At 64.1% G+C, this 13428-nt stretch carries 12 protein-coding genes; 6 read left to right on the plus strand and 6 right to left on the minus strand.

Going from position 1 to position 13428, the window contains the following annotated elements; translation table 11 throughout:
* The coding region (locus tag DL237_RS07805) for a murein hydrolase activator EnvC family protein (protein ID WP_147405321.1) at positions 1-522 on the plus strand (522 nt) is incomplete at its 5' end.
* 357 nt (positions 523-879) lie between these two features.
* Here DL237_RS07805 and DL237_RS07810 read toward each other — a convergent pair.
* The 6 genes from DL237_RS07810 to DL237_RS07835 form a co-directional block, all read right to left on the minus strand.
* On the minus strand, positions 880-1719 hold the full coding sequence (locus DL237_RS07810; RefSeq protein ID WP_119398505.1) for an ATP-binding protein: 840 nt from the start codon (positions 1717-1719) through the stop codon (positions 880-882).
* Between the two features lie 8 nt (positions 1720-1727).
* A complete protein-coding gene (gene tatC, locus DL237_RS07815) occupies positions 1728-2588 on the minus strand; it encodes a twin-arginine translocase subunit TatC (protein WP_119398506.1) in 861 nt (286 codons plus the stop codon).
* Between the two features lie 2 nt (positions 2589-2590).
* Complete coding sequence (gene tatB, locus DL237_RS07820; RefSeq protein ID WP_119398507.1) at positions 2591-3175, minus strand: Sec-independent protein translocase protein TatB; 585 nt, start codon at positions 3173-3175, stop codon at positions 2591-2593.
* A gap of 6 nt (positions 3176-3181) precedes the next feature.
* Positions 3182-3397 carry a twin-arginine translocase TatA/TatE family subunit gene (locus DL237_RS07825; protein WP_119398508.1) on the minus strand — a complete coding sequence of 72 codons (216 nt, stop codon included), beginning with the start codon at positions 3395-3397 and terminating at the stop codon, positions 3182-3184.
* 246 nt (positions 3398-3643) lie between these two features.
* The gene (locus tag DL237_RS07830; protein ID WP_199672018.1) at positions 3644-4726 is read right to left on the minus strand and encodes an ABC transporter ATP-binding protein; all 1083 of its coding nucleotides are present in this window, start codon (positions 4724-4726) and stop codon (positions 3644-3646) included.
* 102 nt (positions 4727-4828) lie between these two features.
* Positions 4829-5608: an SDR family NAD(P)-dependent oxidoreductase gene (locus DL237_RS07835; protein WP_119398509.1), complete on the minus strand. Its 780-nt coding sequence runs from the start codon at positions 5606-5608 to the stop codon at positions 4829-4831.
* Between the two features lie 152 nt (positions 5609-5760).
* Here DL237_RS07835 and DL237_RS07840 point away from each other — a divergent pair, with 152 nt between their 5' ends.
* From DL237_RS07840 to DL237_RS07860, 5 genes are all read left to right on the plus strand, one after another.
* A complete protein-coding gene (locus DL237_RS07840) occupies positions 5761-6792 on the plus strand; it encodes a Hint domain-containing protein (RefSeq protein ID WP_119398510.1) in 1032 nt (343 codons plus the stop codon).
* Between the two features lie 338 nt (positions 6793-7130).
* The gene (locus DL237_RS07845) at positions 7131-8738 is read left to right on the plus strand and encodes a peptide chain release factor 3 (RefSeq protein WP_119398707.1); all 1608 of its coding nucleotides are present in this window, start codon (positions 7131-7133) and stop codon (positions 8736-8738) included.
* A 38-nt stretch (positions 8739-8776) separates the two neighbouring features.
* On the plus strand, positions 8777-10531 hold the full coding sequence (locus tag DL237_RS07850) for a glycosyltransferase family 2 protein (protein WP_119398511.1): 1755 nt from the start codon (positions 8777-8779) through the stop codon (positions 10529-10531).
* Positions 10528-11487: a glycosyltransferase family 2 protein gene (locus tag DL237_RS07855; protein WP_119398512.1), complete on the plus strand. Its 960-nt coding sequence runs from the start codon at positions 10528-10530 to the stop codon at positions 11485-11487. The genes DL237_RS07850 and DL237_RS07855 overlap by 4 nt, the downstream gene beginning before the upstream one ends.
* 188 nt (positions 11488-11675) lie before the next feature.
* Positions 11676-13382, plus strand: a complete 1707-nt coding sequence (locus tag DL237_RS07860; RefSeq protein ID WP_119398513.1) for a DEAD/DEAH box helicase — start codon at positions 11676-11678, stop codon at positions 13380-13382.
* The last annotated feature ends 46 nt before the right edge of the window (positions 13383-13428 follow it).

Genomic DNA, 13428 nt, shown 5'->3' on the forward strand with positions numbered 1-13428 from the left:
CTGGCGACCACGACGGCGCCGGGCGTCGGCTCGCCCACGCCGCCGCCGCCCTCGGCCTCGAAACCGCTGCCCGCCGAAACCCCGGCCCCGCTGGCCGCGGCACCGGCCGTCCCCAAGACCGAGAGCGGCAAGACCATCGCGCCCGACCTCAGCGCGGAGCAGAGCGCCCCGACCGGCAAGCTGGGATATCCGGTGCAGGGCCGCATCATCCGCGAATATGAAAAGGGCAAGAGCGACGGCATCGACCTGGCAGCTGATCCCGGCGTGCCGGTCAAGGCCGCCGGATCGGGCACCGTGGCCGCCATCATCCAGGACACCGACAACCGCAGTGTCATCGTCATCAAACACGACGACAACCTTCTGACGCTCTATTCCAACGTCGAAGGCATCACGGCGAAAAAGGGCGATACGGTGGAGCGTGGTCAGCAGATCGCCAAGATCGCCACGGACGGCACGCCCTACCTGCATTTCGAAGTGCGCAAGGGCCTCGATACCGTCGACCCGATGTCCTATCTGAAATGATCCGCCGGGGGTGCGGTCTCTGCCAAGGCAGAGCACGCCGCGCCCTCGGGGCCCAGGTTGCGGATCGTCGGGCACCGAGGCGATTTCCGGGCAGAGAGTTCGGCGCGGAGATCCTGAGGCCACGGTGACCTGACGCGGGCGTCGGTGACAATAGGGCTGAGCAGCGGTCTGGCGCTGCGTTTCCCTGTCGGCGTACCCCTGTCTGCATTTGCGTCTTTGGGCAGGAGGGCTTTGCCCTCTTGAGGCCTTTGGCCTCAATTCACCCGAGGGTATTTTCGGCCAGATGACAGGGAGCGCGTGGCGCCTGTCCAGGTGTCTGGCACCCGAATTCAGGTACCCAGATTCAGGCGACCGGATTCAGGCGACCTGGATACCGTGGCGTCCGGCGAGATCCGTGAAGAACTGCCAGGCGACGCGCCCCGAGCGGCCGCCGCGCGTGGCCTGCCATTCGATCGCCTCGGCGCGCAGCGTTTCCGCCGGTACGCGCAGGCCGTGCGCGGCGCAATAGCCGTCGATCATCGCCAGGTAATCGTCCTGGCTGCAGGGGTGGAAGCCGAGCCAGAGGCCGAAGCGGTCGGACAGGGAGACCTTTTCCTCGACCGCCTCGGAGGGGTTGATGCTGCTGGAGCGCTCGTTCTCGATCATGTCGCGGGGCATCAGGTGGCGGCGGTTCGACGTCGCATAGAAGAGCACGTTTTCCGGGCGACCCGAGATACCGCCATCCAGCACGGCCTTGAGGGATTTATAGTGCTGGTCGTCGTGGCTGAAGCTGAGATCGTCGCAGAACAGCAAGAAGCGGTGGCGGCTGCTGCCCAGGAGGTGCATCAGGCGGGACACGGTCGGCAGATCTTCGCGTTGCAGCTCGACGATCTTGAGCGGGTGCCCCTGACGCAGGACATCGGCGTGCACCGCCTTGACCAGGCTGGATTTGCCCATGCCGCGTGCGCCCCAGAGCAGCGCGTTGTTGGCGCCATACCCGCGGGCGAATTGCAGCGTGTTGGCCAGCAGCGTATCGCGTGCGCGTTCGACGCCGATCAGCAGCGACAGGTCGACGCGAGAGATCCTGGTCACCGGCTCGAGGTATTCGGGGTCGGTCTGCCAGACAAAGGCATCGGCGCCGTCGAAATCAGGTGCCTCAAGCGGCGCCGGAGACATGCGTTCCAGCGCTGCGGCGATACGCTCCATCGGGTCTGTCATGACGGCCCTCACTCCTTGCGGTCGGGATCGTCCGGCAGGTCTTCTTCGTCGTCGAAGTAGCCCTCGGCGCGCAGCCGTGCATCGCGGCGGCGTTCGACACGGCGAACCAGGAAGATCGAGATTTCGTAGAGGCCGTAGACCACGACGAACAGGATGATCTGGGTGATCACGTCCGGCGGTGTCACCACGGCGGCCAGCACCAGGATACCGACGACGGCGTATTTGCGCATGCCGCCCAGGCCGACCGCGGAAACCAGCCCCGCCTGCCCCATCAGCGTCAGAAGCACCGGCAGCTGAAAGCAGATGCCGAACGCCACGATGAACTTGATCGTGAGCTTGAGGTATTCCTGCGCCGAGCCCTGGAAGGCGATGCCGGCGACGGTCTGCCCCACCTCGGTGTCGCCCGTCAGCGTGCCGGGTTGCTGGAAACCGAGGAAGAAGTCGAAGGCCATCGGCGTGACGACGTAAAACGCAAAGGCCGCGCCGAGGAAGAACATGAACGGCGAGGCGATCAGGAACGGCAGGAAGGCGCCCTGTTCGCTCTTGTACAGGCCCGGCGCCACGAAACGCCACATCTGGTAGGAAATGTAGGGAAAGCTGAGCATCAGCCCACCCAGAAGCGAGATCGAGACCGCGACGAAGAAACCTTCCTGCAACTTGATCATGATCAGACCGCAGTCATCGCCCATGGCGTCGCGGGCCTGGCACAGCGGTTGCGTCAGAAAGTTGAAGATCGGGTTCCAGACGGTAAAGCAGATCGCCATGCCGACGATGAACGCGATCAGGGAATGAATCAGGCGCGTGCGCAGCTCGGCGAGATGTTCGATCAGCGGTGCGGAGCTGTCTTCCAGCTCATCCGTATCGCTCATGCTCAACCTTTCTTGGTGGGAGCAGGTTTCGCCTTGCGCGTTTGCGCCGGGGCGGCCTTGCGGACGGGACGGTTGATGGGTTTGGCGGTGCGGCGTGTCTGCGCGGGGGGCTGCTGTCGCGGCGCCGGCAACACGTCGGGAGGTGTCGGTTTCGGGTTGGCGATCGGGGCGACCTCGGGCACGGCCAGCGCGCTGTCGGAGGCCGCTGCGCGGGCTTGTTCATCCAGTCGTTTCTGCGCCGCATTCGCCGTCGCGGAATGGATCTTCTTGGCTGCGGCCGCACGTTCCTCGGCCAGCTTTCCGGTGTTGCTGTCCGGGGTCCACTTGGCGAAATCCGTCGCCTCCTTGACCTTGTCCAGCCCGTAGCGTTTCGGATTGGACAGCCCCTTGAGGACGTTCGAGGCGTCCTTCATGCCGGATTGATCGGCCGCATCTTCCATGGCGCGGGAAAACTCACGCGCCATGCCTCGTGCACGGCCCACGAACTGGCCGATATTGCGGAAAAGCCCCGGCAGCTCTTTCGGGCCAACCACGATCAAGGCGACGACCCCGATGAGCATAAGCTCGGTCCATCCCATTCCGAACATGGGGGATCAGACCTTGTCTTTCGACTCTTCCGGAGTCACGTCGCGCGCCGTGTCGGCATTTTCCCGTTCGATTTCCTCGGTGCCGTCGGTGACGCCGCGCTTGAAGGCGGTGATGCCTTTGCCGACTTCCCCCATCAGCGACGAAATCTTGCCACGGCCAAACAGGACCAGCACAACCACGGCGATCAGAAGAAGGCCCGGCAGGCCAATGTTATTAAGCATATCAGCTCTCCCTTGCACGGACGGATCCCCGCCGCCCGGTGTCTCAGGACACTTAATGTTTTCAAGGCGAGGATGAAAGAACCAAAGCACCGCACCCACGCTTTTTTGCGCAAACGTGCGCTTTGTGGCCGAGGAATGCCCCGATGGCGACGCCCGGCTGCGCAGCGGTGCGCGCCCTGCCCCGCCCACCACTAGGCAACCCCCGTGGCGGCGCGCGATCACGCCCGTTTCGGGCGCGAAATCGCCTTAGCGCACGGGAAACACAAAGCAGCGGTCGCGCCGGATCGTCAGCCACAGCGGCTTGCCCGGCTTGGGCAGGAACACATTCGGGACCGTCGCCTTCAGAATCGAGCCGTCGTGATCCATGCGGAATTCGACCAGGCTCTCATTGCCCATGAAACGGGCACGTTCGACCACGCCACGGGCGGGCGTTCCGTGTTCCGGGGTGGGCAGCGGGCCGGCGCCGTTCCGGTCGAAATCTATGCGCAGGTGCTGGGGCCGGATGATGATCTCGACCTCGCCGCCCTCGGGCACGCCCGGCGTCAGGAACTGACCGAACGGCGTCTGTGTCAGGGCCCCGCTGACCCGCCCCCGGATCACGTTGATATCGCTAAAGAAAGCAACCGCGTCGCGGTCTCGGGGCGCGTTGTAGATGTTGTAGGGCGCGCCCTGTTGCACGATCTTGCCGCCGCGCATCAGCGCAATCTCGTCCGCCATGCGCATGGCTTCTTCGGGTTCGTGCGTCACCAGCAGGACGGCAGCGTCCTCGGCCTTCAGCACCGCAAGGGTCTGGTCGCGAATCTCGTCGCGCAACCGGTTGTCCAGGCCCGAGAACGGCTCGTCCATCAGCATTACGCGCGGCCGTGGCGCCAGTGCACGCGCCAGGGCGACGCGCTGCTGTTCGCCCCCCGACAGGCCGTGCGGGTAGTCGTCGATATGGCGCAGCATGTCGACGCGCGCCAGCAGCTCCTCGACCCGCGCGCGCTGCTCGGCCTTGCCGGTGGACAATCCGAAGGCGACGTTCTGCGCCACGGTCAGGTGCGGGAACAGCGCGAAATCCTGAAACATCAATCCGATGTGGCGACGTTCCGGCGGGATGCGAAACACCGTGTCACAGATCAGCTGGCCATCGGTATAGATCGCCCCGGCATCCTGCATCTCGACGCCCGCGATCATCCGCAAGGTGGTGGACTTGCCGCAGCCAGACGGCCCCAGCAGGCAGGTCACCTGCCCCGGCATCACCGTCAGGCTGACATCATCGACCACGGTCAGATCGCCGTACCGGCGCGTCAGGTTGCGAATTTCCAGGCGGGGGGCGGGCTGGCTCAAGGTCTTGCTGTCCGATCGAAGGGGATAGGTCCCTGCGCATCCCCGGGCCGCACGGCGCGGCCCGGGGATGTCGGCAGGTCAAACGGTATCGGTATGATCCGCTCAGAAGGTCGAGTTGAAGGCGCCACCGTCCAGCAGAACGTTCTGCCCGATCATGAACGCCGCATGTTGAGAGCACATGAAAGCGCAGGTCTGGCCGAATCCGCTGGCCGACCCGTAGGTCTGCGCCGGAATCGTCGCCATGCGGGCCGCGCGGGCCTCCTCCAGCGTGATGCCCTTGGCCTTGACCACCCCGCCGTCCAGCGATGCCGCCCGGTCGGTGTCGTGAATGCCCGGCAGCAGGTTGTTGATATTGACACCATGCCCCGCCACCTGGCGTGCGGTGCCCGCGACATACCCGGTCAGACCGGCGCGCGCCGAATTCGACAGACCCAGCTGGCCGATGGGCGATTTCACCGATTGCGACGTGATGTTGACGATTCGGCCCCAGCCGGCCTCGATCATGCCGGGCAGCTGCGCCTTGATCAGCGCGATCGGCGTCAGCATGTTGGCATCCAGCGCCGCGATGAAATCGTCCCGGTCCCAGTCGGTCCACATGCCCGGGGGCGGTCCACCGGCGTTGGTCACCAGAATGTCGACCTGCCCCGCGGCATCCAGCACCTCTGCCCGACCGGATTCGCTGACGATATCGGCAGCAACCGCCGTCACGTTCACGCCATACAGGTCGCGAATCTCCTGCGCCGTCGCCTCCAGCGCCTCGGCGCCCCGCGCGTTCAGCACCAGGTCGACACCCGCCTCGGCCAGCGCCATGGCACATCCGCGCCCCAGCCCTTTTGAGGACGCCGTCACCAATGCGCGCTTTCCCTTGATCCCAAGATCCATGATACTCTCCTTCCGGGCGACGTTTCCGTCGCCGCCTCATCCGCAGCGATATCGCCTCAAATGCGTATATCGCGTAACTTGAACGTAACCTGCCATAGTTAGGCAACAGATCACCAGCGAGTCTTCTTGCCAGAGGTAGCCCAGGCGCTGTCATGACAACAGCCAGCCCGCAGACAATCACTGCCATTCCGGTCTATCTATCCGGCGTGATGCAGGTCGTCCATGGCGTGAACGAAGGGGATGGCCTCTCCTTCGCCGAGGAACTGGTGCCCGATGACATCTACTGGTTCGCCCCCGCAGCGACGCAGGTGCGCCTGTCCATCGAATCGCGCGACGATGGCACCACAACCGTCAGCGCACAGACAGGACATGGCACGCCCGGCGCGCGTCTCGTCCTCGACAGCTGCCTGACCTTCATGTCTCCCGATGGCGCCACCAGCGATGTTCTGGTGATCGTCGAGGTCGGGCAGGACGGCGCGGTCAACGATGTCTACGCCCTGCCCCTTGCGCCGATGATCCCGCGCACCGATTACCAGCTGGTCGGCATCGACACCCGCACCGCGCATCGCAAGCTGGCCGATGTCGCCTGCGTCTCGTTCACGCGCGGCACGCTGATCACGCTGGCCAGCGGGCGCCAGTGCCCGATCGAGGATCTTTCCGTCGGGGATCGCGTCCTGACACGCGACGACGGCGCGCAGCAGATCCGCTGGATCGGCACGTCGATCGTGCGGGCGACTGGCGCGTTTGCCCCTATCGTCATTCGCGCCGGGGCGCTGGCCAATGCCAATGACCTCGTCGTCAGCCCCGACCATCGCCTGTTCATCTACCAGCGCGTCGATGCCCTCGATGTCGGTCGAAAGGAGGTGCTGGTGCGCGCGCGCCACCTGATCAACGACGATACCGTGTTCCGACAAGAAGGCGGCTTTGTCGAATACTTCCAGCTTCTGTTCGACACGCACCAGATCATCTACGCCGAAGGGATCGCCGCCGAAACGCTGCTGCTCGATGACAACACCCGCACCGCGCTCGGCCCCCAGCTTCCCGGTGCGTTCCTCGGGCCGATGTCCGGTCACTCGGACCGCCCGCACCTCGAATACGAACTCAGCGCCGCTACCCTGCGCCGCCCCGATGCGCTCGAGATACTGCGCGGCGTCTCCCGTCGTCCGCCGCCGTCGCGCGACTGACCGCCGCATCGCGCCACCGCCCGCCCCACCTCGCACCGCCCCACCTTGCACCGCCCCACCTCGCACCGCCCGACCTCGCACCGCCGTGTCGCGCAACGCGACGCGCCGCTCCCCTTTACCGGCCAAATCGGTCGTCATTCTGCGGCGCGGGCACCCCTCTGGCCGGCCGACTGCACCTGCAACCTCTCTAGGGCGCGCCGCCACATCCACCGCTCACATACCGCTTTGATACCGACACAAATACCGACGTTGCGATTTGGGGCGCGCCGCCGCTCTCGGCCCGGCCCCGGGTGCAGCCCATGCTTGCCCTTTTTCCGATCCCTGATATATGCCGCGACATGCTGGACACCCCTTCAACCCGCCCCCAACTCCCCGCAGAAATCGCGCGCAGGCGCACTTTCGCGATCATCTCGCACCCCGATGCGGGCAAAACCACCCTGACCGAGAAGTTTCTTCTCTATGGTGGCGCCATTCAGATGGCCGGTCAGGTGCGCGCCAAGGGCGAGGCGCGGCGCACGCGCTCGGACTTCATGCAGATGGAAAAGGATCGCGGGATTTCCGTCTCCGCCTCTGCAATGTCGTTTGATTTCAAGACGTTCAGGTTCAATCTTGTCGACACGCCCGGCCACTCGGATTTCTCCGAAGACACCTATCGCACCCTGACCGCAGTCGACGCCGCCGTCATGGTGATCGACGGGGCCAAGGGGGTCGAAAGCCAGACGCAAAAGCTTTTCGAGGTTTGCCGCCTGCGGGATCTGCCGATTCTGACCTTCTGTAACAAGATGGACCGCGAGAGCCGCGAGACGTTTGATATCATTGATGAAATTCAGGAAAATCTGGCAATCGACGTGACCCCGGCCTCTTGGCCGATCGGCGTCGGGCGCGACTTTCTGGGTTGCTATGACATGCTCAATGACCGGCTTGAGCTGATGGACCGCGCCGACCGCAACAAGGTCGGTGAATCCATTGAGATCAAGGGTTTGAACGACCCCAAGCTGGATGAACTGATCCCCGCCGACCTGTTGGAAAAGCTGCGGGAGGAGGTCGAGATGGCGCGCGAATTGCTGCCGCCCTTCGATCAGCAAGCACTGCTGGACGGCACGCTGACCCCGATCTGGTTCGGCTCTGCCATCAACTCGTTCGGCGTCAAGGAACTGATGGACGGCATCGGCACCTATGGCCCAGAACCGCAGATTCAATCGGCAGAACCACGCAAGATTTTGCCAGAAGAAACAAAGGTTTCCGGCTTTGTCTTCAAGGTGCAGGCGAATATGGACCCCAAGCACCGCGACCGCGTGGCCTTCATCCGCCTTGCCTCAGGCCACTTCAAACGCGGCATGAAACTGACCCATGTGCGGTCGAAAAAACCGATGTCCATCACCAACCCTGTGCTCTTCCTTGCCTCGGATCGCGAGCTGGCCGAGGAAGCCTGGGCAGGCGATATCATCGGCATCCCCAACCACGGCCAATTGCGCATCGGGGACACGTTAACCGAAGGCGAAGCAATTCGTGTTACCGGTATCCCCTCGTTTGCACCGGAATTGCTGCAAAGCGTCCGTTCGACCGACCCGATGAAGGGCAAGCATCTTGAAAAGGCGCTGATGCAATTCGCCGAGGAAGGCGCCGCCAAGGTGTTCAAGCCGGCCATCGGGTCCGGCTTCATCGTCGGTGTCGTTGGCGCGCTTCAGTTCGAAGTGCTCGCCAGCCGGATCGAGCTGGAATATGGCATTCCCGTGCGTTTTGAACCCTCGCAGTTCACTTCGGCCCGCTGGGTCAACGGTGAGCGCCAAGCCATTGATAAGTTTGTGAATGTGAACAAGCAGCATATCTCCTACGACCATGACGGCGACACGGTTTACCTGACCCGCCTGCAATGGGACATCGATCGTGTCGTGCGGGATTATCCCGACATCACGCTGACCGCGACGAAAGAGATGATGGCCTGACGCTTGCGCGGGATCTCCCGCGCGGGCAAGCTCCCGTCATGGACAGGTCATCGACATACGGCGGTTTCGACCGGGTTCTTGCCCAGATGGAGGGCCGCCGTGACCCCTTGACCTTCGCCCCCGGCGAGGCGCTGCCCGACCTGCACATCGACCTTGCACCGCTCCGGCAGCGCAGGGTCGGCGAAGGCCCGGACACACACCAGAAATCGGCCTCAACATACTCCTATAAATACCTGGAATTGAAAGAAGAGTTCTTGGGGCAGCCCGAACTCCTCTGGCTGCATGGACTGCTTGTCGCGGCCCTGCGACGCCGCGCCCAGCCCGCCCAGGCCGCCCCGCTGTTCCTGCGCATCTGGCGGGAAGAGGCCCCGTTTTTGCTGACGCACCTCGGCCCCCGTTGGCTGGTGTCCGCGGCGACAACCTTTGCCGACCACGGCACAACCGAGGCGCAGAGGCGTGTCGGTCACAGCCTGGCGGTTCTCTTCGCCACCATGAAGCTGTACGAGACCGAGCGCCTGCATGTTCCCGCCAGCCCGAAGCAACCCTTTGACGGACCTCGCAAATCCGGGCCCCTCGCCTTGGATATGGACGCCTATGCCATCGTCAACGGCGGCCTTGACGTCAACATGCTGGGACGCCTCTGGCAAGATGCCGGGGGGGATGACACGATCCGCCCGCTGGCGCGTCATCTTCTGGGCCTCCTCGACACTGACGACCGCACTGTCTTTCGCCGTTTGCGCCTGATGAGAGAGGCGCGCGAAAACCGTCAGGAAAAGGTTGGGGAGCTGTTCTCCTTTGCTCCGCTGCACGACAAATCCAACGTGGCGCCCGCCCCTGCACAGCTGGCCAGTCTCACAGCCGGACCGCTGCGTTGGGGGGTCGTCTCCACCGTGCAGGCGCCATTGCCGCAGATCGCGCGCTTCGCCGCCTATCACCTGTCCGAAGGCGCCGCCCGCATTCAGCTTTACCTGGATACGCCAGACGCCGAAACGGCCGCATTTTTCAGCGGCGACAGTCGCGTCAGGGTCATTCAATGCACTCAGGCCTACTGGGATCGGCACCGCGCAGGGCGCCCCGAGACGCACCAGGGGCGGCAGATGCGCAACGCGACACATGCCTACCGCCGCAGCGATCTCGACTGGCTGGCGCATCTTGACGTGGACGAGGTGCTGATGCCACCGATCCCGATGTCGGATCTGCTGGTCCAGGTGCCTGCCGATACCGCCGTCGTCCATGTGCGTCCGGCCGAAATGCTGGCTGGCGGCACGCAGGACAGTGCCGCGTTCAAGTTGACCCCACGCTTTGCGGGCACGGACAAGGCTGCGCTGCAACAGATCTATCCCACCTTCGGCGCGCACCTGCGGGGCGGGTACATCAGCCATCTGGAAGGCAAGGCCGTCGTGCGCGTCGGAATCCCTGAATGTCGCCTTGGCATTCATGCACTTCTGTACAGGGGCGAACCCGCTGCCAATCGCGCCGAACTGCGAAACGGCTGGGTCGGACATGCCCATGTCCGCGACTGGCAGGATTTCCGCGATCGCCTTGATTTTCGGATGAAAAAAGGCTCCTACCAACGGCGCGGCACGACATTCGGACTGTACGACGTGCTTGAATTCCTCAAGGAAAACGAAGGTGAGGATGGCCTGAGGCAGTTCTACGACGAGGTCTGCGCCGATACGCCCGCCCTGCGTCAGGCCCTGGACGACCACCAGATGCTGCTCACCCGCCACCTCGACCTCGATGAACGGTGCCGCCAGGTTTTCGGGCGCGTGCCACCGGTCACTGGCACATGAACAGCCCGGCCTGGGGCATCGTCTCGACCATCAGGGCGCCGGCCCGGGACGTGCTGAATTTTGCCGCCTGGCACCTCGATCTGGGCGCGACCCGGCTGATGCTGCATTTCGACGACCCCGACGCCCCGGTCCCGGAGGCTTTGCGCAACCACCCCCAAATCGACGTCGTGGTCGCCGACCAGGCCTACTGGCAGCGCATTGGTCGGCGGCGTCCGACCCGTCATCAGCCCCGCCAGACCCTAAATGCCACCCGCGCCTATGCGGCCAACACAGCTTGCGACTGGCTGGCGCATATCGATGTCGATGAATTTTTGCTCTGCGACGGTCCGGTTGCGGGGCACCTGGCCCGCCTTGCACCCGAATGCCAAACCGCACGCCTTCGCCCGATCGAAGCGCTGGCCGCAGATGCTCTGCCGACCGAACCACCCGACACCCGAGTCAATTTCAAGGCATTCACCCTGCAAACGCCATTGCGACACAGGCAGACCGCGCGGATATTTCCCACCTATGGTGGATGGCTGAATGGCGGGATGCTCAGCCATGCGGCGGGAAAGCTCTTTGTCCGCAAAGGCTTGCCCGAGGCCGAATTTCGCATCCACAACGTTCTGTCGCGGGGAGAGCAAAATCCCGGCCAGGTGGAACTGAGCGATATTTCCCTGGCGCATTTTCACGCGGGACCGTGGGAGGACTGGCTGAAACACTACCGCTTTCGGCTGGAAAGCGGGGCCTATCGCGCCGGCCTACGCCCCGCCCAGGGCGCGACAGCCCCCCTGCATGATCTGCTGCGCGACCTCGAAAACCGGCGCGGCCTGGCGGGCCTGCGCCACTTTCACCAAGAGGTCTGCTGCGACACGCCCGACCTGCGCGCGCGCCTCGGGGCCGAGGGCCTGTTGCGCACTGCCGAGTTCGACTTTGCCACCCTGCGCCGCCGACACTTTGCAGATGCCACCACCTGAAAAGCGCAGTGAAAGGCCGCTGCCGTTAACACCCGGTTGCAAAGGCCCGTCGCGATTGACGTTTTGCCATTTATGCTGTATTTCGCGGGCACCATGGGGCGCGGCCGATCTGCGCTCCGGGGGCCATGAAGGCCCCCTATCTTTTCAGACGCTACGGGCCGAGATGTGTCCGTAAACACCGGATACATATGACCAAGTTTTCTGATCTGAACCTGGACCCCAAGGTCCTGAAAGCCATTGAAGAAGCCGGCTACGAGACGCCGACGCCCATCCAGGCGGGTGCGATTCCCCATGCGCTGGCTGGCAAGGACGTGCTGGGCATCGCCCAGACCGGCACCGGCAAGACGGCCAGCTTCGTGCTGCCCATGATCACGCTGCTGGCCAAGGGCCGCGCACGGGCCCGTATGCCGCGCAGCCTTGTGCTCTGCCCGACCCGCGAACTTGCCGCCCAGGTCGCCGAGAATTTCGACACCTATACCAAACACTTGAAACTGACCAAGGCGCTGCTGATCGGCGGCGTCAGCTTCAAGGAACAGGAACAGCTGATCGACCGCGGCGTCGACGTGCTGATCTGCACCCCCGGCCGTCTGCTGGACCATTTCGAGCGCGGCAAGCTGCTGCTGACCGGCGTTCAGATCATGGTCGTGGACGAGGCTGACCGGATGCTCGACATGGGCTTCATCCCCGATATCGAACGCATCTTCAGCCTGACCCCCTTCACCCGCCAGACGCTGTTCTTCTCTGCCACCATGGCCCCTGAGATCGAGCGCATCACCAATACCTTCCTCTCCGCGCCCGAGCGGATCGAGGTTGCGCGCCAGGCCACGACCGGCGCCAATATCGAACAGGGTGTGGTGATGTTCAAAGCGACGCGCAAGGATCGCGAAGCAACGGAAAAACGCCGTGTTCTGCGTGAATTGATCGACCAGGAAGGCGACAGCCTGACCAACGCCATCATCTTCTTCAACCGCAAGACCGATGTGGATACGACCGCCAAGAGCCTGCGCAAGTACGGCTATGATGCTGCGCCGATCCACGGAGATCTGGATCAGTCGACGCGCACCAAGACATTGGACGGCTTTCGCGAAGGCAGCCTCAAGATCCTGTGCGCGTCAGATGTGGCCGCGCGCGGTCTCGACGTGCCCTCCGTCAGCCACGTCTTCAACTTTGACGTGCCGAGCCATGCCGAAGATTACGTGCACCGTATTGGCCGCACCGGCCGCGCCGGTCGCAAGGGCAAGGCGGTCATGATCTGCGTGCCGAAAGACGAACGCAATCTGGCCGACATCGAAAAGCTGGTCGAAAGTGAAATTCCGCGCATCGACGTTCCGGGACGCGCCGCCCCTGCCAAGCAGGACAGCGACCAAGCCCCGGTGGCAGACGCCGCGGTGCAGACGGACGTCTCCGCCGACGCCACGCCCGAGGCAAAGCCGGCGCGTCCCACCCGTACCCGCACCCGGAGCCGCAGCAAACCAGCCGCGGACAAGGTCGTGGACAAGGGCCCCGACGATGCCGTCGCAGCCGAGGCCCAGCCGGAAACAGCTCCGGAGCAGACGGCCAAGCCCAAGCCGACGCAGCGTCGCGCCTCGCGGAAGAAACCCGCAGAAGCAAAGGCCGACGCAAACGTCCCCGAGGCCGCGCCGCAGCCCGACGCACCAGCCGAGGCAAAGCAGACAGAAGCGAAGCCCGCCGAAGCAAATGCCCAGGCCGCGAAATCCAACGATTCTCGTGGCAATGACAGCCGCTCCGCCGACAACAACAATGACCGGTCGCGGAACAACAATTCGCGTGGCAAGTCGCGCGGTGGATCGGGCGGTGACAACCGCGTTGTCGGCATGGGCGATCACATGCCCAGCTTCATCGCCCTGTCGTTCGAGGAACGTCGCGCAGGCTGATCTGCGCAGACACTCCCCCCCTCTGTCATGCCGGAAAGTCGCGCGA

Source organism: Pseudooceanicola sediminis (assembly GCF_003575965.1).
GTDB classification, from domain to species: domain Bacteria; phylum Pseudomonadota; class Alphaproteobacteria; order Rhodobacterales; family Rhodobacteraceae; genus Pseudooceanicola; species Pseudooceanicola sediminis.